The organism is Thioclava sp. F42-5 (assembly GCF_002213195.1).
Taxonomy (GTDB): domain Bacteria; phylum Pseudomonadota; class Alphaproteobacteria; order Rhodobacterales; family Rhodobacteraceae; genus Thioclava; species Thioclava nitratireducens.
In genome coordinates, this window is the sequence record NZ_NBNZ01000010.1 from 70,502 (window position 1) to 93,815 (window position 23,314).

General features: G+C 64.7%; 27 protein-coding genes and 1 tRNA gene. 16 read left to right on the top strand and 12 right to left on the bottom strand.

Features of this window, described 5'->3' with window-relative positions; all coding sequences use genetic code 11:
• Positions 1-6: 6 nt before the first annotated feature.
• Positions 7-849: a MoxR family ATPase gene (locus B6V74_RS18140; protein WP_088720281.1), complete on the bottom strand. Its 843-nt coding sequence runs from the start codon at positions 847-849 to the stop codon at positions 7-9.
• Positions 850-1,087: 238 nt separating this feature from the next.
• On the opposite strand from B6V74_RS18140, the gene dksA reads away from it, so the two are divergent.
• Both dksA and B6V74_RS18150 read left to right on the top strand, forming a co-directional pair.
• Positions 1,088-1,510, top strand: a complete 423-nt coding sequence (dksA, locus tag B6V74_RS18145) for an RNA polymerase-binding protein DksA (RefSeq protein WP_075775492.1) — start codon at positions 1,088-1,090, stop codon at positions 1,508-1,510.
• Between the two features lie 123 nt (positions 1,511-1,633).
• A complete protein-coding gene (locus tag B6V74_RS18150) occupies positions 1,634-2,806 on the top strand; it encodes an FAD-dependent monooxygenase (protein WP_088723609.1) in 1,173 nt (390 codons plus the stop codon).
• A gap of 146 nt (positions 2,807-2,952) precedes the next feature.
• Here B6V74_RS18150 and B6V74_RS18155 read toward each other — a convergent pair whose 3' ends face one another.
• The 8 genes from B6V74_RS18155 to B6V74_RS18190 all read right to left on the bottom strand — a co-directional run bounded on the left by B6V74_RS18155 (position 2,953) and on the right by B6V74_RS18190 (position 8,896).
• The gene (locus tag B6V74_RS18155) at positions 2,953-4,035 is read right to left on the bottom strand and encodes a 2'-deoxycytidine 5'-triphosphate deaminase (RefSeq protein WP_075775490.1); all 1,083 of its coding nucleotides are present in this window, start codon (positions 4,033-4,035) and stop codon (positions 2,953-2,955) included.
• 61 nt (positions 4,036-4,096) lie between these two features.
• Positions 4,097-4,174: transfer RNA gene (locus tag B6V74_RS18160), tRNA-Pro, on the bottom strand.
• Between the two features lie 87 nt (positions 4,175-4,261).
• Positions 4,262-5,239, bottom strand: coding sequence for a MerR family transcriptional regulator (locus B6V74_RS18165; protein WP_088723610.1), 978 nt, complete (start codon positions 5,237-5,239; stop codon positions 4,262-4,264).
• Between the two features lie 27 nt (positions 5,240-5,266).
• Positions 5,267-5,566, bottom strand: a complete 300-nt coding sequence (gene ihfA / locus B6V74_RS18170) for an integration host factor subunit alpha (RefSeq protein ID WP_075775489.1) — start codon at positions 5,564-5,566, stop codon at positions 5,267-5,269.
• A 145-nt stretch (positions 5,567-5,711) separates the two neighbouring features.
• Complete coding sequence (locus B6V74_RS18175) at positions 5,712-6,686, bottom strand: beta-ketoacyl-ACP synthase III (RefSeq protein ID WP_075775488.1); 975 nt, start codon at positions 6,684-6,686, stop codon at positions 5,712-5,714.
• A complete protein-coding gene (plsX, locus tag B6V74_RS18180) occupies positions 6,683-7,804 on the bottom strand; it encodes a phosphate acyltransferase PlsX (protein ID WP_088723618.1) in 1,122 nt (373 codons plus the stop codon). Before plsX ends, B6V74_RS18175 begins: the two co-directional genes overlap by 4 nt.
• Before the next feature lie 78 nt (positions 7,805-7,882).
• Positions 7,883-8,089, bottom strand: a complete 207-nt coding sequence (rpmF, locus tag B6V74_RS18185; RefSeq protein ID WP_075775487.1) for a 50S ribosomal protein L32 — start codon at positions 8,087-8,089, stop codon at positions 7,883-7,885.
• Positions 8,090-8,305: 216 nt separating this feature from the next.
• Positions 8,306-8,896 (bottom strand): DUF177 domain-containing protein, encoded by a 591-nt coding sequence (locus tag B6V74_RS18190; RefSeq protein ID WP_075775486.1) that lies wholly within the window; start codon positions 8,894-8,896, stop codon positions 8,306-8,308.
• Positions 8,897-9,066: 170 nt separating this feature from the next.
• On the opposite strand from B6V74_RS18190, the gene bamE reads away from it, so the two are divergent.
• The 9 genes from bamE to proB all read left to right on the top strand — a co-directional run bounded on the left by bamE (position 9,067) and on the right by proB (position 17,741).
• On the top strand, positions 9,067-9,519 hold the full coding sequence (gene bamE / locus B6V74_RS18195; protein WP_088723611.1) for an outer membrane protein assembly factor BamE: 453 nt from the start codon (positions 9,067-9,069) through the stop codon (positions 9,517-9,519).
• Between the two features lie 49 nt (positions 9,520-9,568).
• Positions 9,569-10,285, top strand: coding sequence for a GNAT family N-acyltransferase (locus tag B6V74_RS18200; RefSeq protein WP_088723612.1), 717 nt, complete (start codon positions 9,569-9,571; stop codon positions 10,283-10,285).
• A gap of 141 nt (positions 10,286-10,426) precedes the next feature.
• Positions 10,427-12,256, top strand: a complete 1,830-nt coding sequence (locus tag B6V74_RS18205; RefSeq protein ID WP_088723613.1) for an ATP-binding cassette domain-containing protein — start codon at positions 10,427-10,429, stop codon at positions 12,254-12,256.
• Between the two features lie 154 nt (positions 12,257-12,410).
• Positions 12,411-13,529, top strand: a complete 1,119-nt coding sequence (locus B6V74_RS18210) for a CaiB/BaiF CoA-transferase family protein (protein WP_088723614.1) — start codon at positions 12,411-12,413, stop codon at positions 13,527-13,529.
• A gap of 192 nt (positions 13,530-13,721) precedes the next feature.
• Entirely contained in the window at positions 13,722-14,354 is a 633-nt protein-coding gene (locus tag B6V74_RS18215) for a 50S ribosomal protein L21 (RefSeq protein ID WP_075775481.1), read from the top strand.
• A gap of 12 nt (positions 14,355-14,366) precedes the next feature.
• Positions 14,367-14,636 (top strand): 50S ribosomal protein L27, encoded by a 270-nt coding sequence (gene rpmA / locus B6V74_RS18220; protein ID WP_075775480.1) that lies wholly within the window; start codon positions 14,367-14,369, stop codon positions 14,634-14,636.
• 209 nt (positions 14,637-14,845) lie between these two features.
• On the top strand, positions 14,846-15,382 hold the full coding sequence (locus B6V74_RS18225; protein WP_075775479.1) for a GNAT family N-acetyltransferase: 537 nt from the start codon (positions 14,846-14,848) through the stop codon (positions 15,380-15,382).
• Between the two features lie 224 nt (positions 15,383-15,606).
• Entirely contained in the window at positions 15,607-16,635 is a 1,029-nt protein-coding gene (gene obgE / locus B6V74_RS18230; protein WP_075775478.1) for a GTPase ObgE, read from the top strand.
• Complete coding sequence (proB, locus tag B6V74_RS18235) at positions 16,623-17,741, top strand: glutamate 5-kinase (RefSeq protein ID WP_075775477.1); 1,119 nt, start codon at positions 16,623-16,625, stop codon at positions 17,739-17,741. The genes obgE and proB overlap by 13 nt, the downstream gene beginning before the upstream one ends.
• A 6-nt stretch (positions 17,742-17,747) precedes the next feature.
• Here proB and B6V74_RS18240 read toward each other — a convergent pair whose 3' ends face one another.
• On the bottom strand, positions 17,748-18,536 hold the full coding sequence (locus B6V74_RS18240) for an enoyl-CoA hydratase (protein WP_088723615.1): 789 nt from the start codon (positions 18,534-18,536) through the stop codon (positions 17,748-17,750).
• Between the two features lie 63 nt (positions 18,537-18,599).
• Here B6V74_RS18240 and B6V74_RS18245 point away from each other — a divergent pair, with 63 nt between their 5' ends.
• The 3 genes from B6V74_RS18245 (at position 18,600) to rpsI (ending at position 20,233) form a co-directional block, all read left to right on the top strand.
• Positions 18,600-19,028 carry a PaaI family thioesterase gene (locus B6V74_RS18245; protein WP_088720288.1) on the top strand — a complete coding sequence of 143 codons (429 nt, stop codon included), beginning with the start codon at positions 18,600-18,602 and terminating at the stop codon, positions 19,026-19,028.
• Positions 19,029-19,268: 240 nt separating this feature from the next.
• Positions 19,269-19,730, top strand: a complete 462-nt coding sequence (gene rplM / locus B6V74_RS18250; protein ID WP_075775474.1) for a 50S ribosomal protein L13 — start codon at positions 19,269-19,271, stop codon at positions 19,728-19,730.
• Between the two features lie 2 nt (positions 19,731-19,732).
• Positions 19,733-20,233: a 30S ribosomal protein S9 gene (rpsI, locus tag B6V74_RS18255; RefSeq protein ID WP_075775473.1), complete on the top strand. Its 501-nt coding sequence runs from the start codon at positions 19,733-19,735 to the stop codon at positions 20,231-20,233.
• Between the two features lie 155 nt (positions 20,234-20,388).
• Here the strand turns inward: rpsI and bfr are convergent, their stop codons facing one another.
• Positions 20,389-20,874, bottom strand: a complete 486-nt coding sequence (gene bfr, locus B6V74_RS18260) for a bacterioferritin (RefSeq protein WP_075775472.1) — start codon at positions 20,872-20,874, stop codon at positions 20,389-20,391.
• Positions 20,858-21,115, bottom strand: coding sequence for a (2Fe-2S)-binding protein (locus B6V74_RS18265; RefSeq protein WP_075775471.1), 258 nt, complete (start codon positions 21,113-21,115; stop codon positions 20,858-20,860). Before B6V74_RS18265 ends, bfr begins: the two co-directional genes overlap by 17 nt.
• Before the next feature lie 178 nt (positions 21,116-21,293).
• On the opposite strand from B6V74_RS18265, the gene B6V74_RS18270 reads away from it, so the two are divergent.
• Together B6V74_RS18270 and pssA are read left to right on the top strand one after the other, a co-directional pair.
• Positions 21,294-21,992, top strand: coding sequence for a phosphatidylserine decarboxylase (locus B6V74_RS18270; protein WP_088723616.1), 699 nt, complete (start codon positions 21,294-21,296; stop codon positions 21,990-21,992).
• Positions 21,993-22,013: 21 nt separating this feature from the next.
• The gene (gene pssA, locus B6V74_RS18275; RefSeq protein WP_075775469.1) at positions 22,014-22,760 is read left to right on the top strand and encodes a CDP-diacylglycerol--serine O-phosphatidyltransferase; all 747 of its coding nucleotides are present in this window, start codon (positions 22,014-22,016) and stop codon (positions 22,758-22,760) included.
• Positions 22,761-23,314: the final 554 nt, after the last annotated feature.

Consider the following 23,314-nt stretch of genomic DNA (forward strand, 5'->3'; position numbering starts at 1 on the left):
GGGGCGCTAGCGCCCCTGCCGCCGCGCCATGAAAGCCAGTCGCTCGAACAGGTGTACGTCCTGCTCGTTCTTCAGAAGCGCCCCGTGCAACTTCGGCAGCAGACTCGCGCCTTCGCGTTTGAGGTCTTCGGGGTTCAGGTCCTCGGCGAGCAGGAGTTTCAGCCAGTCGAGCACCTCGGAGGTCGAGGGCTTCTTCTTGAGGCCCGGTGTTTCGCGGATCTCGTAGAACTGGCTCAGTGCCTCGGTCAGCAGCCGGTCCTTGATGTCGGGGAAATGGACGGCGACGATTTCGCGCATGACCGCGGGTTCCGGGAACCGGATGTAGTGGAAGAAGCAGCGGCGCAGGAAGGCGTCGGGCAGTTCCTTCTCGTTGTTCGAGGTGATGATGACGACGGGGCGGTGTTTCGCGCGGATCGTCTCGCCGGTTTCGTAGACGTGGAACTCCATTTTATCGAGTTCCTGCAGCAGGTCGTTGGGGAACTCGATATCGGCCTTGTCGACCTCGTCGATCAGTAGCACGACCTTCCGGTCCGCCTCGAAGGCCTGCCAGAGCTTGCCCTTGCGGATGTAGTTCTTAACGTCGTTGACGCGTTCGTCGCCCAGCTGGCTGTCGCGCAGACGGCTGACGGCGTCGTATTCGTAAAGGCCCTGCTGCGCCTTGGTGGTGGATTTGATGTTCCACTCGACCATCTCCATCCCGAGGCTCTGTGCCACCTGCCGCGCGAGTTCCGTCTTGCCGGTGCCCGGCTCGCCCTTCACCAGAAGGGGGCGCTCCAGCGCCACTGCGGCATTGACCGCGACGGTGAGATCGGGCGGGGCGACATAGCTGTCGGTCGATTGGAATTGCACGGGGGATACGCTCCGGTTTCGAGATCGCTACGCAATGATCTTGCGCAAATCGTTTGCAACCTATCTGCGCCAAAATGCTGCCGCAACCCAGGCGTAAGAATTGATGAGGAAACGCGCAGTGATGGTGAATGCGGACGTGACAACCCTGTGTTCTTGGGGTATTGGAGCGCCCGAGGAGAGTTGGCCGATGGCGAATGACGATCATGGTGGCGCCCCCGGCCCGGAAGAGAGGGCAGGTATGAGAGCAGAAGTTTTCCTTCCGGATGATTATCGTCCGGCCGAGAATGAACCCTTCATGAATGACCGGCAGCTGGAATATTTCCGCAGAAAGCTTCTGGCGTGGAAGGCCGAACTTCTCGAACAATCCGCTGAAACGCTGGAAGGTCTCGCGGAATCGGCGCGCAACGTGCCCGATATTGCCGACCGCGCCTCCGAGGAAACCGATCGTGCGCTGGAACTGCGCACCCGCGACCGGCAGCGCAAGCTGGTCAGCAAGATCGACTCGGCGCTGCGCCGTATCGAGAATGGCGAATACGGTTATTGCGAAAAGACCGGGGAGCCGATCTCGCTCAAGCGTCTCGATGCGCGTCCGATCGCGACGATGACGCTGGAAGCGCAGGAGAAGCACGAGCGCCGCGAGCGGGTGCATCGCGACGACTGATCCCACGCGCGGATTGCGCGTGTCGGAGAACGAAACGCGCGTTGCCTTCGGGCGGGAAGGCGCGCAAAACATTTCGACACCGGCACCGCCAAGGTGCCGGTGTTCGCTTTTCAAGGAGGTCCCATGCTGATCGGGCGCAAGGTTACGGTTCTGGGTGCGGGGATCGCGGGGCTGACAGTGGCGCGGGCCTTGGCGATGCGCGGCGCGGATGTCGAGGTGCTCGAACAGGCCGAGGCGATCCGCGAGGTCGGCGCCGGGCTGCAGGTTTCGCCCAACGGGGCGGCTGTGCTGCGCGCGCTGGGGCTGGGCGAGGCGCTGGAGGCGGCGGGGCCGCGCGCAGAGGCGGTGCGGCTCGTCGATGGCGAGACCGGGAGCCAGGTGGCCAAGCTCGACATGGCGCGGTTGCGGCCCGATGCCGATTACCATTTCGTTCACCGCGCCCGGCTGATCGAACTGCTGGCCGAAGGCGCGCGCGAGGCCGGTGTAAAGATTCGTCTTCTGCAACAGATCGAGCGGGTGGACCTGTCGGGGCCGCATCCGGTCTTGCACACCAAGCAGGGTGCACAGATCGAAACCGACCTGCTGATCGGCGCGGACGGGCTGAATTCCAAGGCGCGCGAGGCGCTCAACGGGCGGGTGGCGCCCTTCTTCACCCATCAGGTGGCGTGGCGCGCGCTGGTGCCGTGCGACGATGCCGAGCCGAAGATCGCGCAGGTCTTCATGGGCGCAGGCAAGCACCTTGTGAGCTATCCGCTGGGCCGGGGGCTGCGCAATATCGTGGCCGTCGAGGAGCGGCATCGCTGGGTCGAGGAGAGCTGGGCGCTCGAGGATGATCCGATCAATCTGCGCACCGCCTTCGAGGATTTCTGCCCGACCGTGCGCGGCTGGCTCGATCAGGCCGAGAAAGTTAACCTATGGGGCCTGTTCCGTCACCCTGTGGCCGAGCGCTGGTTCGCGCCCGGTATCGCGATTCTGGGCGACGCCGCGCATCCCACTCTGCCTTTCCTTGCGCAGGGTGCGGTGATGGCGATGGAGGATGCCTGGGTTCTGGCCGAGGCGCTTGCCAATCACGAGACCGACGAGGTGGCTTTCGCGGCCTATCAGAATGCGCGCTGGGATCGCTGTGACCGGATCGTGGCCGCGGCGAACAAGAACGCGCGGAATTATCACCTGTCAGGAGCTCCGCGCACCTTGGGTCATCTCGCTTTGCGTGCCGCCTCCCGGTTCACTCCGGAGCGGCTGGTCGGGCGTTTCGACTGGATTTATGGCCACGACGTGACGCAGCAGGCCGGGTAGGGCGGTGGTGCCTGTCTGAGGGCGCGGGGCGACCAGCCCCGGGCCGCGCCCGACCCTCAGTCGACACAGAGACGCTGCCCCGGCCCTTCGCTTGCGCTTCGGGCGTTCGCCGGGCGTCCTTCCACTGGAAGGCCGCTTTTCCCGGCTCACCCCATCCGGAAATGCTTGGCGAGCTTCAGGCCCTGGCCCTGGTAGTTCGAGGCGATGTCCTTGCCGTAAAGCTGGCGCGGCTCCTCGGCCATGCGCTCATAGACGAGACGGCCCACGACTTGCCCGTGCTCGAGCGCGAAGGGGGCCTCGTGGCAGCGCACCTCCAGCACCCCGCGCGACCCGGTGCCGCCCGCAGCCCCATGCCCGAAGCCGGGATCGAAGAAGCCCGCGTAATGGACGCGGAACTCGCCGACCATCGCCAGATAGGGCGCCATTTCGGCGGCGTGGTCGGGCGGGATCGTCACCGCCTCGCGGCTGACGAGGATGTAGAACGCGCCGGGGTCGAGGATGATGCGGCCATCGGAGGCGCGCACCTCTTCCCAGAAGTCGCGGGCCGGGTAATGGCCGATCTTGTCGATGTCGATCACCCCGGTGTGGGGCTTGGCGCGGTAGCCCACCAGATCGCCCTCAGAGGGCTTCAGATCGACCGAGAAGCCCAGACCCTCGTCGATCACGGCGGGGCCATCCACGAGCGGCTCCTGCTGGTGCAGGATCTTCAACTCGGCATCGCTGAGCACCGCCTGACCTGCACGGAATCGGATCTGGTTGAGGCGCATGCCGGGCCGTACCAGAACCGAGAAGCTGCGCGGGCAGATCTCGGCATAAAGCGGGCCGCTATAGCCTTGGGGGATTCGGTCGAACTCGGTGCCGTCATCGGTGATTAGCCGCGTCAGCAGATCGAGCCGTCCGGTGGAGCTTTTGGCATTGGCGACCGCTGTGACGCCCTCAGGCAGCGCGAGGCTCTCCATCAGCGGCACGAGATAGACGCAGCCCTTTTCCAGCACCACGCCGTCATCGGTCAGCGCCATGCGGTGCATCTCGAAGTCATGCAGGCGATGCGAGACCTTCTGGCCTTTGCCCGCAAGGAACGAGGCGCGCAGCCGGTAGGCCACGGTGCCAAGCCGCAGGTCGAGGCTCGCAGGTTGGATCTGTTCGGGAATGATGGCCGGATCCGCAGCGATCTCTCCGCGCGTGATCATCTCTTGCAGCATCGTGTCGGGCAGCACGCCGATGGTCATCCGATCCCTCCTCCGGATACACGAACGCCCACCCCGATGAAGAGGTGGGCGTTTGTCGAATTGGTCGGGCTGGCGAGATTCGAACTCACGACCTTCCGTCCCCCAGACGGACGCGCTAACCAGGCTGCGCCACAGCCCGACGAGGGGGATATAGTGCGAACCGGGCGGCGGGTGCAAGCAGTTAGTGAGAGAAATTTCACGCCAATTCGTCCGGGGTTGCGATCACTCATTCCGCGCGCGCGGAGCCATGCTGCGCGAGCCTCAGCTGAAGGGCCTGCGCACGCAGACGCAACATGCGCAGATCGCCTCGATCGGCAGGGCTGAGCCGCGCCGGATCGAGGGTGCGCAGCCCGTGCAACAGCTTGGCCAGATCGGCCCGCGGGGCGCTTTTCGCGGCGCGGTCCTGCCCCCCGCGATCGATCGTCATCGCCACGACAGGAGCCAACGGTTCCGGCTCGGGTTCGACATCGAGCGCCATCGGGGCCTCTGCGTCATCCTCCGACTCGTCCAGTTCGGGAGATTCGCGGGAAGCGGTTTCCGACTCGTCGAAGAACGAGGGCTGCGAGGCGCCGGGAAAGGGGGTGACAGAGCCGCTCTCACGGGCCTCGATCGGCGCCTCCACGGAGGCGTTGAGGTCGAGCAGCTCCTCGGGACGCTCGGGCAGCGCTTCGCTTGGCGCGCTGCTCTCGGTGGCGTCTTCAGCCGCCGCCTGCACGACGTCCTCGTGGGCCGCCGCCTCTCGCGGGGCGTCCTCCTGCGGAGAAGCGTCTGTCGCGGCCGCGTCGACCGTCTCGGGCGCAGGTTCCTGCGGCGCGGGTTCTTGCGTCTGGGTGTCCTCTTCGGGGGCCGGGCTGGGCTGGGGCGCGGCAACCGGGGCGATTGGCTCCGGAGTGCTCTGCGTGGCCTCACCGGTCTCGCGCTCATCCTCGAGGCTGACTTCCGCCCGCGCGGCCACCTCGCGGATACCTTCCTCGCGCAGCAGTTTCTGCACGCCGCGGATGGTCATACCCTCGTCATGCAGCAGACGCTTGATGCCGCCCAGAAGTGCGACGTCAGCGGGCCGGTAATACCGCCGCCCGCCCGCGCGCTTCACCGGCTTCACTTGGGTGAACTTGCTCTCCCAGAACCGCAGAACATGGGTCGGCGTGTCGAGAAGGTCTGAAACCTCAGAGATCGTCCGAAACGCGTCGGCGGATTTACCCATCGGTAGGACCTGTCACTTGTTGTCGGGTTACTTCGAATTGCCCGCCGCCACGCGGTCCTTCATCAGATGCGAGGGACGGAAGGACAGCACGCGACGCGGCGAGATCGGAACCTCTTCGCCGGTCTTGGGATTGCGGCCCATGCGCTTGGCTTTCTCGCGCACCGAGAAGGTACCGAAAGAGCTTATCTTGACCGTCTCTCCCTCCACGAGGGCGTCGGACATATGCTGCAGCACGCTTTCGACGAGCTGCGCCGATTCATTGCGCGACAATCCAACCTCGCGGAACACCGCTTCGCTGAGATCCATGCGCGTCAGGGTCTTCGACATCCTATCCCCCCGGATAAAGAATTTCGCTAACAGTGACCGACCGTAATTCCCGAGTCAATATCAAGCACTTGGCGGACGGGCTTGATGCGCGGGCTCACGCGCGTTTGCGCGGGCGACGCTTAAAACGAATGCAGAGAGGCCGCGCTTACCAGCGCAGAACCACCGAGCCCCATGCCAGACCGCCGCCGATCGCCTCGGTGACCAGAACCTGGCCTTCCTTGATCTGGCCGCGTTGCTTGCCGACCGAGAGGGCCAGCGGGATCGAGGCCGCGGAGGTGTTGCCGTGGTCCTGAACCGTGACGATCACGCGGTCCATCGGCAGCTGCATCCGCTCGGCCGTGGCTGCGATGATGCGCAGGTTCGCCTGATGCGGCACGATCCAGTCGACGTTCTCGCCGGTGAGCCCGGCCTTATCGAGGGCTTTGTGCGCAGTCTCGGCCAGCTTGGTGACCGCGTGTTTGAAGACCGCGTTGCCCTGCATGCGCAGATGACCCGCCGTGCCGGTGGTCGACACCCCGCCGTCGACATAGAGCAGGTCCTTGTAGCGCCCGTCGGAATGCAGGTCCGACGACAGGATCCCGCGATCGGTCGACGTGCCGGTGCCCTCGGCGGCTTCGAGGATCAGCGCGCCCGCGCCATCCCCGAACAGCACGCAGGTGCCCCGGTCGGTCCAGTCCATGATCCGCGAGAAGGTCTCGGCGCCGATCACCAGCACGCGCTCGGCCTGACCCGAGAGGATGAGCCCATTCGCATTGGTAAGCGCGAAGATGAAGCCCGCGCAGACCGCCTGCACGTCATAGGCAAAGCCCGTGGTCGAGCCCAGCCCCGCCTGAACCATCGTGGCGACGGAAGGGAAAGTGCTGTCGGGCGTCGAGGTCGCGACGACGATCGCGTCGATCTGGTCGACGCTCATATTCGCGTCTTCGAGCGCGGCTTTCGCGGCCTTGATCGCGAGATCCGAAGTGTATTCCCCCTCGGCGGCGATGTGGCGGCGTTCGATCCCGGTGCGGCCGCGAATCCATTCATCCGTGGTATCGAGCGTTTTCTCGAACTCGGCGTTCTCGACAACGCGCTCGGGCAGGTAATGGCCCACGCCGCGCACCACGGATCTGATCGTCATTGGCTGCTCTCGCTTTTCTCGGCGGCAGATGGCGCGCCGGATTTGGCCTCATCCTGCCCCGAGGGAAGGGCAGTGGCAACCCGTGCGGCAAGCTTCGCGCCGAAGCCCGAGCGTGCCAGTCGGGCGGCCAGTTCGATCGCGGCGGCGAAGCTGGTGGCATCCGCCGAGCCGTGCGATTTCACGACCGTGCCGTTGAGGCCGAGGAAGACGCCGCCATTGGCGCGGCGCGGATCGGTCTTGTGCCGCAGGCGCTTGAGCGCGCCCATCGCCAGGAGTGCGCCCAGCTTCGACATGACGGAAGAGGTCAGCGCCTCGCGCAGCAGTTCGGCCACGAATTTTGCCGTGCCCTCGCCGGTTTTCAGCGCGACATTGCCGGTGAAGCCGTCGGTCACGATGACGTCAGCACGGGCGCCGGCAAGCTCGTTGCCCTCGACGAAACCCGCGAAGTCGAACTGTCCCGCCTCCTGGGCGTTGCCGATCAGCTCATGGGCTTCTCTCAGCTCGGGGCGGCCCTTGTGCTCTTCGGTGCCGATATTCAACAGACCCACGCGCGGACGCTCCAGCCCCAGCGCGTTGCGCGCATAGGACGTGCCCATCAGGGCGTAGGTCAGCAGATCCTCCGCATCGGCTTTCACGTCGGCGCCCATATCGAGCATGACATTCCAGCCAGCAGGCCCACGCGACGGCCAGAAGGAGGCGATGGCCGGACGGTTCACGCCCGGCACCTTGCGCAGCCGCATCATCGAGATCAGCATCAGCGCCCCGGTATTCCCGCAGGAGACCGCGACATCGGCCTCCTTGTCGCGCACCGATTCGATGGCCGACCACATGGAGGTATCCTGCCCGCTGCGCAGAACCTGCGCGGGCTTGTCTTCCATCGTGACGGTCCGTTCGGCGTGGCGCAGGTCGATGCATTCGCCAAGATCATGCTTGGCGATCAGCGGTTCGAGCTGCGCGCGCGGGCCGTGGATGATGAAATGCAGATCGGGTTGGGCGTGGTGCGCCTTCGCGACACCGGCGATCGTGGCCTCGGGGCCAAGATCGCCGCCCATAGCGTCGATGGACAGAACGACAGCGCCGGCATTCGCCGGCGCTTTGCCCTTCTGGGCGGCCTGCATCTCTGCGGCCTTCATCTGCGATCCCGTCTGCGGCTGGTCTTGCGAGTCTTGCATGACGTGCGGCGCGGGTCGACGGGCTTACGCCGCGTCGTCGTCCAGGTCGACCTCTTCGGTCAGAGCGACGACCTCACGGTCGGCGTAGTGACCGCAGGACGGGCAGACGTGGTGCGGGCGCTTGAGTTCGCCGCAGCTGGGGCATTCCGCCGGGTTTGCAGCGGTAAGCGAGTCGTGGGCGCGGCGCATGTTACGGCGCGAACGCGTGACTTTATTCTGAGGGACAGCCATGTCTCAACCTCGGGGTTTCGGGGGCCAGTAGCCCGTGTTTGCGGCGTTACAGCCCTGATTTTCCTTGTGGTTTCGTCACTTGGCCGAAAGCGTCTCTCGGGGTGCGAAGCCAAACGTCGAATGAGGCCGGGAACATACTCGGATTCTTTTTCCGTGCAAGCCTTTTTTCCGGCCTTTTTTCAAGCGGTTTCGGGCGGTGCGAAACCGCGTCTTCCACTAGGCGTCGCCCTTACCGCTTTCGCCCTTGGCAAGCAAGTCGCGCAGATTGGCAAAAGGCTTCATCTGCTCATCGCTGAGCGGCTCCGCGCCGGGCTCGGTAACCTGCGCGCCTTCCAGCTCCGCGCCTTCCGCGCGCGGATAGAGCGGCAGGGCCAGCTCCATCGCCTCGAGCGCGACGACGCCGAGATTCACCGTCGCGGGCAGCGGCTCGGCGGTGTCATCCTCGGGCATCTCGACTTCTTCGGAGGTCGGCATCTCCATATCGGCGAGATAACGCCGTACCACTTCTTCGCGGATATCGGTCGTGACCGGGGCGAGGGTGATCACACAATCCTGAACCACGCGGGCCTCGAGGGTCGCGCGCAGCTCCCAGTCCGAGCGGCCCTTCGGCGCGAGCTCGCCTTTAAGCCGCAGCGCCTCGACGCCGCGAATATCCGCCCAGTCTGCAATCGCTTGCAGCCGCTCTCCCTTGGCCTCGATGTCGAAGCGCGTCGGCTTTCGGCTGGGCAGATCGGCCAGCCGCATCGGCTCGCTCCAGATCGTTTCGGGGGCGGCGGGCAGGTCGGGATCGACGGGGGTCTGTGTCATGTCCGGCTCCTTGTTTTGGGTCGCGCGGTGCTGTCTGGCGACCCTTTGCATGCGCCCGAGTGCCCTGTCGGCGCGCTCTAGCGCTTGAGGGCGGCGCAGTCATGATGTAAGCGTCACTAAAAGCCCGAAGTGTCAGAGGCAATAGGGGGTTGCAGGTGGGGATCGGTTCAATGATGCGCAAGGCCATGCTGTTAATCGCGTTCGGCGTGGTGCTTCTCGCGGGGGCCTGCTCTCCGATCTACCGCAACCACGGGTATGTGCCGATTGACGAAGACCTCGCCCAGATCGAGGTCGGCAAGAGCACACGCGACGATGTCGCCGCCGCGATCGGGCGGCCGAGCTCCACCGGGCTGCTGGAAGGCTCGGGCTGGTACTACGTCGGTTCGCGCTGGAAAACCGTGACCTGGCACGCTCCGCAGGAAATCAGCCGCGAAGTCGTCGCCGTGTCCTTCAATGACAATGGCGTCGTCTCGAATGTCGAACGCTTCGGCCTCGAGAAGGGTCAGGTCGTGACGCTGTCGCGCCGCGTGACCGAGAGCAAGGTCAAGGGCATCGGCTTCTTGCGTCAGCTGATGGGGTCGATCGGTCGCGTCAATGCGGGTCAGGTTCTCGGAAACAACTGATCGCAGCAGGGCGGCCCGAGGCGGGTGCCGTCATGATCTGCGAGGTCGCATGTCCCTGAGTTTCGCAAAAGGCGCCTATCAGGTCCGCGAGGCAGAGACCCCTGCGGATCGAGAGGCCGCGCTTGCACTGCGCGCGGCGGCGTTCCGGAGTGGCGCCTCGGATGCCGATCGCTTCGACCCGCTTTGCCGCCACATCCTGATTTGCGACGATCACGGCCCCGCCGCCGCCGCGCGGCTTTTGCTGTTGGGGTGTGGGGCGGTGCTGCCTGAGGGCTATTGCGCGCAGTTCTACGATCTCGCGCCGCTCGCCGCATGGTCCGGGCCGATTCTCGAACTGGGACGGTTCTGCACGCGTCCGGGCCTGCGCGATCCCGATGTGCTGCGTCTGGGCTGGGCTGCGATTACACGGATTGCCGAGGAGACCGGGGCAGAGCTTCTGATTGGCTGCTCCTCCTTCACTGGAAGCGACTGGCGGACGCATCGCTCAGGGCTCGCGCATCTCGCGGCTCGCGCGCTTGGCCCAGAGGCGTTGCGTCCGCGCCCCAAAGCGTCCGAGCGTGTGGACTACCCTGCTGCCCTGGCGGGGGAGGTTGGTGACGTCAGTGCCTTGCCGCCGCTGCTGCGATCCTATCTCGGGATGGGCGGATGGGTATCGGATCACGCCGTGATCGATCGCGACCTCGACACCTGTCATGTATTCACCGCACTGGAGATCGCCGCGATCCCCGAGGCGCGGCGGCGCAGCTTGCGGGCGCTGGCCGGGTAACACGGACGTTTCGGAGGGCTGAGAAGGCAGGAGCCTCCGGCGGGGATATTTGTCCCAAGGGGAACAGGACGCCTTCGCTCATAGGGGCGGCGTCGCGCATGGCCCATTGACCTTTCGCCAAGGCCCGCTTAGCTCGCGAGCATGGCACGCGCACCGCTTTTACAGCTTTCCGACATTTCGCTCACCTTCGGCGGCAATCCCGTTTTCGAAGGGCTCTCGCTCACCGTCCAGCAAGGCGACCGCGTCGCGTTGGTGGGCCGCAACGGCTCGGGCAAATCCACGCTGATGAAGGTGATGGCCGGGCTGGTGGAGCCGGATTCGGGCACGCGGGTCGTGCCGCCGGGCATCTCGGTGGGTTACATGGAGCAGGAGCCGGATCTCTCGGGCTTCGCGACCTTGGGCGATTTCGCCGCCTCCGAGCTGGATCCGGCCGAGGCTTATCGCGTCGAGATGGTCGCCGAAGGGCTGAAGTTCAAACCCGAGACTCCGGTGGAGACCGCCTCGGGTGGCGAGCGGCGGCGGGCGGCGCTGGCGAAGCTTCTGGCGGAGGGGCCGGAGCTGATGCTGCTCGACGAGCCGACGAACCATCTCGATATCGAGGCGATCGCCTGGCTGGAAAACCAGCTGAAGGAGACCCGCAAGGCGTTCGTGCTGATCTCGCACGACCGCGCTTTCTTGCGCGCGCTGACGCGTGCCACGCTCTGGATCGACCGGGGCGAGGTGCGACGCAACGAGCAGGGTTTCGAGACGTTCGAGGATTGGCGCGAGAAAGCCTGGGCCGAGGAAGACGAGGCCCGCCACAAGCTCAATCGCAAGATCAAGGCCGAGGCGCGTTGGGCGGTCGAAGGTATTTCGGCGCGGCGCAAGCGTAATCAGGGTCGGGTGCGTGCGCTGCAGGCGCTGCGCGCCGAGCGCGCCAGCCAGATCAAGCGGCAGGGCGTCGCGGCGATGGAACTCGACTCGGGCCAGCAATCGGGCAAGCGGGTGATCGAGGCCACGGGCCTGTCCAAACGTTTCGGCGACAAGCAGATCGTGAAGGATTTCGATCTGCGCGTGCTGCGCGGGGATCGCGTGGCCTTCGTCGGCCCCAATGGCGTCGGCAAGACGACGCTTCTGAAGATGCTGACCGGCGAGGTCGAGCCCGATGAGGGCGCGGTCAAGCTGGGCACGAATCTCGAGATCGCCGTCTTCGATCAGGCGCGCGCGACGCTCAATCCCGAGCAGACTCTGTGGGACGGGCTGGTGAACGACCCGGACATGGCGGTGAAGGGGCGCTCCGATCAGGTGATGGTGCGCGGCACCCCGAAACATGTCGTGGGCTATCTGAAGGACTTCCTCTTCGACGAGCAACAGGCGCGCGGCCCGATCCGGGCGCTCTCGGGTGGCGAACGCGCTCGGCTTCTGCTGGCGCGGATCATGGCGAAACCGTCGAACCTGTTGATTCTCGACGAACCGACCAACGATCTCGACGTGGAAACGCTCGACTTGCTGCAGGATTTGCTGGGCGAGTATGACGGCACGGTGCTGCTGGTCAGCCACGACCGCGATTTCATCGACCGAGTCGCCAGCACGACCATCGCGATGGAAGGCGACGGGCGCGCTACTGTCTACGCGGGCGGCTGGTCGGATTATCAGGCGCAGAAGGCCGAGGCCGCGCCCGAGGCCAAGCCTGCGCCGAAGAAGGACGCACCCAAAGCCGAGTCGAAACCCGCGGCAGCCCAGAAAGCTGCGCCGAAGAAAACCGGTCTCAGCTTTACCGAGAAACACCGGTTGGAAGAGCTGCCCGGCGTGATCGAGAAGCTCGAACATGAGATCTCCAAGATCAACGAGTTACTCGCCGATCCCGATCTCTTTACCCGCGAGCCGGTGAAATTCGCGAAGGCCACCGAGATGCTGAGCGACCGCCAGACCGCGCTCGACGCGGCCGAGGTCGAATGGCTCGAACTCGAGGAGAAGGCGCAAGAGGCCTGACCTTGGCGCTCGCCGTGAAGTCGGATGCCTCCGGCGGAGATATTTGATCCCAGCCAAAGGGAAGGGCATTCTCTTTCGGATTGGTGAAAATATCCCGGGGGCTGGCGGAGCCAGCGGGGCAGAGCCCCTCTGACGGGGCGATCAGGAGGGGCGTATGATCAAGCGAACCGGGGCCAAGGGCGCGGGGCCGCTCAGCGGGCTGCGCATTGTCGAGATTTCCGGGTTGGGGCCGACGCCGTTCGCGGCAATGTGTCTGGCCGATTTCGGGGCCGAGGTGATCCGCATCGCGCGGCCCGGCTCGGGCGGGGCGGAGAATCACGTTCTGGGGCTGGAGGTCGATGTGCTCGATCGGGGCCGCGACGTGGTGGAGGTGGATCTGAAATCCGACGCCGGGCGTGAGGCGGTGCGCACGCTGATCGCTTGCGCCGATGGGGTGATCGAAGGCATGCGCCCGGGCGTGATGGAGCGGCTGGGGCTGGGGCCGGACGATTTCCCCGATCATCCGTCGTTGGTCTATGGCCGGATGACCGGCTGGGGGCAGGAGGGGCCGCTGTCGCAGACCGCCGGGCATGACATCAATTACCTGTCTCTGACCGGCGCACTGCATGCGATGGGCGGAGAGGCGCCCGCGATTCCGCTCAACCTTCTGGGCGATTTCGGCGGCGGCGGAATTTATCTGGCCTTCGGGATGCTGGCGGCACTGTGGCGCGCACGGGAGACCGGGCAGGGTCAGGTCGTCGATTGTGCGATCACTGACGGGGTGGCACATCTGATGGCGATGATCACCGGGATGGCCGGGCAGGGGGCGTGGACGGATCGGCGGCAGGCGAATCTGCTCGATGGGGCAGCGCCGTTCTACACGGTCTATGAATGTGCCTGCGGCGGCCATATGGCGGTCGGCGCGCTTGAGCCGCAATTCTACACGGTGCTGATCGCGGGTCTGGGATTCGCGCCCGAGGCCTTGCCTGCGCGCGAGGCCCGTGCGAATTGGCCGGCCTTGCGGGATGCCTTCGCGGACCGCTTCGCGACTCGCAGCCGCGATGACTGGACTGAGGTTTTCGCAGGCAGCGATGCCTGCGCAACGCCGGTACTGTCGATCGCCGAGGCCATTGCGCATCCGCAGAACGCCGAACGCGGCGCCTATGTCGATCTCGACGGCCTCGCCCAGCCAGCCCCCGCGCCGCGGCTCTCGGCCACGCCGGGGCAGGCATGCGCGCAGGGACGGCGGATCTCTGCGGCGGAGGCGCTCGCCCGCTGGAGCGATTGCGTATAAAACCTCGATTTTCCTTGACAGACGGGGGCTGATCCCCGATATCGGCCCGACCCGGCGGAGAGTCCTCTTTCCGCCGGGCCTCGTTTTTGCAACTTCGCTCCCGTGAGGAGCGCGCAGTCCGACGGCGGGCCAACAGGTCCAACGAACTCCGATCAGGGGCCACAGGGCGCGGATGAAGAAAAGGAAAGACCCATGTTTGCGGTCCTCAAGACCGGCGGCAAGCAATACAAGGTTCAGGCGGGCGATCTGCTCCGCGTGGAACTGCTCGCAGCCGAAGCTGGCGACAAAGTCCAGTTCAACGAGATTCTGATGGTCGGCGGCGACAAGCCCCAGTTCGGCACCCCCTTCGTCGAAGGTGCGGCCGTGCAGGCGGAAGTCATCGACAACATCAAGGCCGACAAGGTCATCACCTACCACAAGCGTCGTCGTAAGCACTCGTCGCAGCGTACCCGTGGTCACCGTCAGCAGCTGACCCTGCTGCGCGTCACCGACGTCCTCGCCACCGGCGGCGACAAGTCGGGCGTGAAGGAAGCCGTGGGCACCGCGATCGCGCGTCGTGCAGCGCATGGTGGCAAAGGCGAAGCCGCTCCGGCCAAGCCCGCCAAGGCCGCTGCTGCTCCGAAAGCCGCGCCGAAGGCTGACGCCGCCGTCGCGGAAGCGGACGATCTGAAGGTCATCACCGGTCTCGGCCCGGCGGCCGAGAAGAAGCTGAACGAAGCTGGTATCACCACCTACGCCCAGCTCGCTTCGGTCGATCCCGAAACCTTTGAAGCTACCAAGGTCAAGCCCGACTGGGTCGAGCAGGCCAAAGAGCTCGCGAAATAAGGAGAGACACCCATGGCACACAAGAAAGCAGGCGGTTCATCCCGTAACGGCCGCGACTCTGCGGGTCGTCGTCTTGGCGTGAAACTGTTCGGCGGTCAGGCAGCGATCCCGGGCAACATCATCGTGCGTCAGCGCGGCACCAAGTGGTGGCCGGGTGAGGGCGTCGGCCTCGGCAAGGATCACACCATCTTTGCAACGGCTGAAGGCCGCGTCACCTTCCATAAAGGCCTCAAGGGCCGCACCTTCGTATCGGTCCTCCCGGCTGCGGAGGCCGCCGAGTAACCCGACCGACGAAAGTGTCACAAAATCGGGGGATCGGCTGAAAGGCCGGTCCCCTTTCTCGTTGCAGTGCGGCGCAAAGGTGTTTGCATTTGCAGCGAGGAAATTTACCGGGTCAGGGGATGTATCGTCATCTTGCTGTCCTATTTATTTACTAGGACCATGCGGCAGGAGGAGCCGCCGGTTCGTCCGCGTTTCGAGGAGGAGCGCCCATGTACCAGGAGACGATTTCCACCCAACCCGTGATCGAAACGGAGCGTTTCGTGCTGCGCCCGCTGCGCCGTTCGGATGCCGGTCTGATCGAGATGTATTCCGGCGACAAACGCGTCGCCGAAGGCACCCGTGCGATCCCGCATCCGCTACCGCCCGGCACAGCCGAGAACTTCATCACGCGCGCACAGGCCGACGACCGCGTCGAAGACGTCTGGGCGATCGATGGATCGCGCCATGGCATGGGCGAACTTCTGGGTGTCGTCTCGCTGACACGTCTCGACGACGATCAGTCCGAGATCGGCTATTGGGTGGGTCCGGGCTTCTGGAATACGGGTCTCGCCTCCGAGGCGGTCGCCGCCATCATCGAGGCCAATCCCCACAAGTCCCGCACCCTCTTCGCCGAGGTCTTTCAAGACAATCCGGGCTCTGCCCGTGTCCTGACCAATAGCGGTTTCGAATATCTGGGCGATGCGGAAAGCTGGTCGCTCGCGCGCGGGCGCCACGTTCCGACCTGGACCTATCTGCGCAAGATGTAAGCGCGCGGCCGGAGCCGCGGACGGGAGGGCGCAGCCCTCCCGGACCCTCGCGGGATATTTGGATCAGGAAGAAGAGGCAGCCGGGGCAAATTCCGCCTTCCTCGACCTATTCACCGTATTCTCTATGGAAATAACTCTGGGGTATGTGGAGCCGCGCCCCACGCGGCGCTTGATCCTGCGCGCGCAGGCGTCTATTGCGGCGCCTTGATGAAAGGGGCCAAGCCATGAAATTTCTCGATCTCGCCAAGGTCTATATCCGCTCCGGCGGCGGCGGCGCGGGCTGCGTCTCGTTCCGGCGCGAGAAATATATCGAATTCGGCGGCCCCGATGGCGGCGACGGCGGCAAGGGCGGCTCGGTCTGGATCGAGGCGGTCGAAGGGCTCAATACGCTCATCGATTTCCGCTACCAGCAGCATTTCTTCGCCAAATCCGGCCAGCACGGCATGGGCAGCCAATGCACGGGCAAGGACGGCGACGACGTCGTGCTGAAAGTGCCGGTCGGCACCGAGATTCTCGACGAGGATCAGGAGACGCTGATCGCCGACATGACCGAGGTGGGGCAGCGCGTGCTGCTCGCCAAGGGCGGCAATGGCGGCTGGGGCAACCTGCATTTCAAATCCTCCACCAACCGCGCGCCGCAACGGGCGAATCCCGGTCAGGAAGGCGTCGAGCGCACGATTTGGCTGCGCCTCAAGCTTATCGCGGATGCGGGGCTTCTGGGCCTGCCCAATGCGGGCAAGTCGACTTTCCTGGCTGCGACCTCGAACGCGCGGCCCAAGATCGCGGATTATCCGTTCACGACGCTGGTTCCGAATCTCGGCGTCGTCGGCATCGACGGGCGCGAATTCGTCGTGGCCGACATTCCGGGGCTGATCGAGGGCGCCTCTGAAGGGCGGGGTCTGGGCGATCAGTTCCTCGGTCATGTCGAGCGCTGCTCGGTGCTGCTGCATCTGGTGGATGGCACGGCGGAGCATCCGGTCGAGGATTGGCGCACGATCATCGGCGAGTTGGAGGCCTATTCGGAAATCCTCGCTCAGAAGCCGCGCGTCACCGTACTCAACAAGATCGACGCGATTGACGAAGAGACGTTGGCTGAGCGTAAGGCGGAGCTGGAAGAGGCGTCGGGTGGGCCTGTCATGCTGATGTCGGGCGTGTCGAAAAAAGGCGTGCCGGATGTGCTGCGCGCGCTCTGGGCGGAAATCGCCAAGGACAAGCCGAAGCCGGAGGATGAGGGCGGAGCATGGCATCCGTGAGCGCGCCCGCTCTGGCGCAGGCGAAGCGCCTGGTGATCAAGATCGGATCGGCGCTTCTCGTCGATCAGGGCGGCTTGCGCGCGGATTGGCTGCGCTCGCTGGCTGCGGACGTGGCGGCTTTGCGCGCACGCGGCACCGGCGTCGTGATCGTGTCCTCCGGGTCCATCGCCTTGGGGCGGCGGGTGCTCGGTCTTGCGGGCGGTACGCTGCCGCTGGAGCAGAGCCAGGCCGCGGCGGCGGTGGGACAGATCCGCCTCGCGCGGGCCTATGAGGAAGTTCTGGGCCCGCATGACGTCAGCACCGCGCAGGTTCTCGTCACGCTGGAAGATACCGCGGATCGGCGGCGCTATCTCAATTCGCGTGCCACGCTGGAGACGCTGCTGGGCCTCGGCGTCGTGCCCATCGTGAACGAAAACGACACGGTCGCGACCGACGAGATTCGTTTCGGCGACAATGACCGGCTGGCTGCCCAGATCGCAGTGACGATCGGGGCGGACCAGTTGCTGCTGCTGTCCGATGTCGACGGGCTCTATACGGCGAATCCGAAGACCGACCCGAGCGCCGAGCATCTGCCGGTAATCGAACACATCACCCCCGAGATCGAGGCGATGGCGGGCGATCCCGTGTCTGGCCTCTCGAAGGGCGGAATGAAAACGAAGCTGCTGGCGGCGAAAGTCGCGGTGGCGGGCGGCTGTGCGATGGCGATCGCGGAAGGCTTTGCCGATCACCCGGTCGGCGCACTGGAGCAAGGCGGGCGCTGCAGCTGGTTCCTGCCCGAGGGCGACCCGCAGGCCGCGCGCAAACGCTGGATCGCGGCGATGAAGCCGCGTGGCGAGCTGTTCGTCGACGAGGGCGCGGCGAACGCGCTGCGCTCGGGCAAGTCGCTGCTGCCGGCGGGCGTCACCAAGATCGTCGGCCGTTTCGGGCGCGGCGATCCCGTTACCATCGCGGGGCCGGACCGCGCTGTTCTCGGCAAGGGACTCGTGCGCTATACCGGCGACGAGGCGCGGCTGATCGCGGGGCACCGCTCGGGCGAGATCGAGGAGATCCTGGGTTATCCCGGCCGCGCGGCGCTGATCCATCGCGACGATATGGTGGTTGGCTGAGCCCGGTTACTCCGCCCAGTCCGGCTTGCGCTTCTCGATGAAGGCCTGCACGCCTTCCTCGGTGTCGCGCCAGAGCATATTCTCGACCATCACCGCCGCAGTGTGATCATAGGCTTTCGCGAGGTCCATGTTGGCCTGTTCGTAGAAGGCGCGCTTGCCGATCTTCACCGCGGCGCCGAGCTTGCCCGCGATCGTCTGTGCCAGCTTTTCGGTCTCGGCGCCGAGTTCGTCATGCGGGGCGACGCGATTCACCAGCCCGACCTCACGGGCGCGGGTGGCGTCGATGAACTCGCCCGTGGTCAGCATCTCGAAGGCGACCTTGCGCGGCACGTTGCGCGACAGCGCCACCATCGGGGTCGAGCAGAACAGACCGATATTCACCCCGTTCACCCCGAAGCGCGTGCCCTCGGCGGCGACCGCCAGATCGCAGGAGGCGACGAGCTGACATCCGGCGGCCGTGGCGATGCCATGCGCCTCGGCGATCACCGGCTGCGGCAGGGCTGGGATCATCTGCATCATCTCGGCGCAGCGGAAGAAGAGATCTGCGAAATAGGCGCGGCCCTTGTCCTCGACCTCGCGCCCGCGCTGCATTTCCTTGAGGTCATGGCCCGCGCAGAACGCCTTGCCCGCGCCGCGCAGCACGACGACCTTGATGCTCGTATCCTCGGTCAGCTCCGAAAACCGGGCCTTGAGCGCCGCGAGCATCGCATCCGACAGCGCGTTGAGGCTGCCGGGGCTGTTCATCGTCAGATGCGCCACCGCGCCTTTATCCTCGCGGATCACCAGATCTGTCATTGAAACTCCTCCTCTTTGTCGAAACTCTAGGGGCGAGAGAGGGACAAGGGAAGGGGAGGGCGCATGGCGCTGGTAATGGATCGCGACGAACTCGTGGAATTTCTCGACGAGGCGTTTCCGCAGGTGAAAGGCGACTTCGCGATCGACGCGCTCGACGAGGACGAGTTGGTGGTGCGGCTGAAAGTGGAAGAGCGTCATTTACGACCCGGCGGCACTGTCTCGGGGCCGAATATGTTCGCGTTGGCCGATGTCGGGATCTACATCGCGATCCTCGCCCGGATCGGGCGCGTGGCCTTGGCGGTGACCACCAATGCGAGCATGGATTTCATGCGCAAGCCAGCGGCTGGAGCCGACCTGATCGCGAAGATCCGGGTGCTGAAACTGGGCCGCGTCCTCGCCGTTGGGGATGCGCTGATCTACTCCGAGGGCGACGACCGGCCTGTCGCGCGTGCGAGCATGACCTATTCGATCCCGCCGAGGGCGATGGGGTAGGGCGGGGCTCTCGATGCGCCTTCGCCTTGGGCCAAATATCCCGGGGGAGGCGCGGATACGCCGGGGGCAGAGCCCCCTCCGGGTCGGAAAACCGCACGCAGTGATGGGGTATTTTGATACCTAATTTTTATCGCATTGTTTTTGCTGGTAAAATTAAGAAGCGCGCCACTTGAAAACGCTTCCGGAATCGCGCAAAAGCCCGCATCAGAATTCGAAATACCCCACAAGGGCAGATCACAGATGAAAACCTATACCGCAAAACCCGCGGAGATCGAGAAGAAATGGGTCATCATCGACGCTGAAGGCGTCGTGCTGGGCCGTCTCGCTTCGATCGTCGCAATGCGTCTGCGTGGCAAGCACAAGGCCACCTTCACGCCGCACATGGACATGGGCGACAACGTCATCGTCATCAACGCCGACAAGGTGCAGATGACCGGCAAGAAGCGTGACGACAAGACCTACTTCTGGCACACCAACCACCCCGGCGGGATCAAGTCGCGCACCGCGCGCCAGATCCTCGAGGGCGCGCATCCCGAGCGCGTGGTCATCAAGGCGGTCGAGCGCATGATCTCGCGCAACCGTCTGGGTCGTGCGCAAATGGCGAACCTGCGTGTCTACGCCGGTGCCGAGCATCCGCACGAAGCGCAACAGCCTGAAGTTCTCGACGTCAAGTCGATGAACAAGAAGAACACCCGGAGCTGATCATGGCCGACGATATCAAGACCCTCGACGATCTGAAATCGGTCGTGACCGGCTCGGACAACGCTGGCGCCACCGAAACCGAAACCTCCACGCCCCGTGAGCCCGTGCGCGACGCGCAAGGCCGCTCCTATGCCACCGGCAAGCGTAAAGACGCGGTCGCCCGCGTCTGGGTCAAGCCGGGCACCGGCAAGATCGAAGTGAACGGCAAGGCGATGGACAAGTACTTCGCGCGTCCCGTGCTTCAGCTGATCGTGAACCAGCCCTTCGGCGTGGCGAACGTGGACGGCCAGTTCGACGTCTACGCGACCGTCGCAGGCGGCGGCCTCTCGGGCCAGGCCGGTGCAGTCAAGCACGGCATCTCGAAAGCGCTGCAGCTCTACGATCCCTCGCTGCGTCCGGCTCTGAAAGCCGCTGGCTTCCTGACCCGCGACTCGCGCGTTGTGGAACGTAAGAAATACGGCCGCGCGAAAGCCCGTCGTAGCTTCCAGTTCTCGAAGCGCTAAACTTCGCGAGATACGATTTGGAAAGCGGCTCCCATACGGGGGCCGCTTTTCGTTTGGGGCTTCGCCCCCTGGCCCCCGAATTCCGACCGGTGCAAACGATGAAGGCGCCCCGTTCGGAGCGCCTTCGAGCCTGTCTGCCCTGAGAAAGGCGGGGATTATTCCGCCTCGTTCATCTTTGCGGCGTTGAGCAGGGCGTAATTCTGTGCGCCTACGCGGTCGTAGAGGTCGAGCTGGGTCTCGAGGAAATCGACGTGACCTTCCTCGTCGGCGATCAACTCTTCGAACAGATCCTTCGAGACGTAATCGCGCACGCTTTCGCAATGGTCGCGGGCCTCGCGGTAGAGGGTCAGCGCGTCATGCTCTCCCGCGAGGTCGCATTCGAGCGTCTCGCGCGGGCCCTCGCCGATACGCAGCGGGTCGAGCTTCTGCAGGTTCGGATGGCCTTCGAGGAACAGGATGCGTGCGATCAATTTGTCGGCGTGATGCATCTCTTCTATCGACTCCTCACGCGATTTCTTTGCCATCGCGGCAAGGCCCCAATCTTCCTGCATCCGGAAGTGCAGCCAGTATTGCGAAACGGCCGTCAATTCGCTGCGCAGAGCCGCGTTTAGATATTCGATGACCTTAGCGTCGCCCTTCATGTCGTCTTCCTTCCATTGGTGCCTGTCTCAGCCCGGTCAGTTCGACCGGCACTTTCAAATTGGTATTCTTGCGCATCGTGGAAAGAAAGAGCGGCATGCATCCGCCGCAATCGGCGCGTTTGCCGAGCGCGTGATAAATCTTGCCCGGCGTGATGATCGTGCTCGGGTCCGATTTTCGCATCCAGTCGATCGCCGCATGGATGTCGCGATCGGTAATGGTTTGGCAATGGCAAATGATCATGGTTGCGCGCCCTGATTCCGGGGGAGGTAGGTATCTGCCCCTATAGGTGAGTAGTTTTGTCAGAAAAGTCAATCCGACGGAAAGAGTCGGATATCGGGTCGCGCGGTACCATCTCCCGCCCCCGTTTCCATCGCCGTGCAACTGGGGTAAGCACGGGCAAACAGTTCAAGAGGCCCGTATGTCCGTCTCCATGCTCTCCACCTTCGTGAAACCGATGCATCCCGAAGGGCGCAAATTCGTCGCCATCTTCGCGGGGATCGCCTTCATCCTGTTCCTGATCTGGGAGCCGCTCGGCTGGATCGGGGTCGGGCTGACGGTCTGGTGCTATTACTTCTTCCGCGACCCGCCGCGGGTGACGCCTACCCGCGAGGGGTTGATGGTATCGCCCGCCGACGGGGTCGTCTCGTTGCTGGAACCGGCGGTGCCTCCGGCGGAGCTGGGGCTCGGCGACAAGCCGATGATGCGGATCTCGGTTTTCATGTCGGTCTTCAATTGCCATGTGAACCGGCTTCCCTGTGCAGGGCGTATCTCGAAGGTCGCCTACCGGCCTGGCAAATTCCTCAACGCTTCGCTCGACAAGGCCAGTTCGGACAATGAGCGCAACGGCCTTGCCGTGACCCTGCCCGATGGCCGCCAATACGGGGTGGTGCAGATCGCAGGGCTCGTCGCGCGCCGCATCATGTGCTGGTCGAAAGAGGGCCAGTCCTTGCTGACCGGCGAGCGCTTCGGTCTGATCCGGTTCGGCTCGCGCCTCGACATCTACCTGCCCGAGGGAGTGAACCCGTTGGTCTGTATCGGCCAGAACATGGTCGCGGGCGAAACCGTGATCGCCGATCTCGAGAGCACGGAACAAGCGCGCTCCGGCGGCATTCGGTAAGAGAGGCTCGGGGAGGGCGCGATGAAAGACCACGAAATCGATCCGCACGAGAAGGACCGGCTGCCGTTTCTGCAGCTGGTGCCGAACCTCGTCACGATCGCCGGGATGGGGCTGGGGCTGACCTCGATCCGTTTCGCGATGGATGACCGGTTCGAATCCGCGGTGGTGCTGATCCTGCTCGCGGCGCTGATCGACGGGATGGACGGGTTGCTCGCGCGGCGGCTCAACGCGTCCTCGGATTTCGGGGCAGAGCTCGACAGCCTGTCCGACTTCCTCTGTTTCGGGGTGGCACCCGGGCTTTTGCTGTATCGCTTCGCGCTGGGAGAGACTCATGCGTTCGGCTGGGTCTTCGTGCTGGTCTACACCGGCGCGGCCTGCCTGCGTCTCGCGCGGTTCAACGTGATGCGCGCCGAGCCCGACTCGATGCGCCATTTCACCGGGGTTCCCGCCCCGGCCGGGGCAGGGCTCGCGCTCCTGCCGATGTTCATCAGCTTTGCCGAACTGGGCGACGCGCGCGCGGTGCCGGTGGTCGTGGCCTTCTGGCTGGGCTTCGTCGGTCTGTTGATGATTTCGCGGATCAAGACCTTCTCGCCGAAAGCGATGCGCATTCCGCGTCGCGCCGTCGGTGTTCTCCTGATCGGGACGGTGATCGCGGTCGGCATGGTGTTCACGCGGATCTGGCTGCTGATGGTGATCCTTGCCGCGATCTACGCGGTGATGCTGATCCCGGCGATCTGGAAGGCACGGGGCCGGATCCTGCGCGCGTGACCCCGCAGCTTGATTGAGACGACCGAACGCCGCCCCTCCCCGGGGCGGCGTTTGCGATTCAGAACCGCTATTCAGGGGGGGGACGCTAGGGCAGGGGAGCGATTCATCAGGCAGAGATGCGATTCACCCGGGCGATTGGCGTGAATTCGGGTGATTTACGCGAAACGGAATCGGGTGCCCCAAGGGCAGGCGAAGGCGATTCTACCTGCCTCTCTCGGGGGCCATCCCCTCGACTTCGCTTTTTGCCGGTTTTTTGACCAACAAAATAAGGGTATCGAGAAAAAAGTGACGATCAGATGAAAAAAGCTGTTGCGGACCCCGGCGCCTATGCGTAGAACCCCCCTCACCGAAGCGGAACAAACGGAACGCAACGGGGCGCCGGAAGGGCCAGCGACGCTGACACGGAAGGCAACGAAAACTACTGAGGTTTGAGAGCGGGCTGCGCTTAAGGTAAGCGCTTCCGGTTCTTTTTGGCCTCGCGCTCTTTGACATTGATAGATATCTGAAGAGATATGCGGGCGGTTTGGTCGATGATCGATGCGGACCGGAGCATA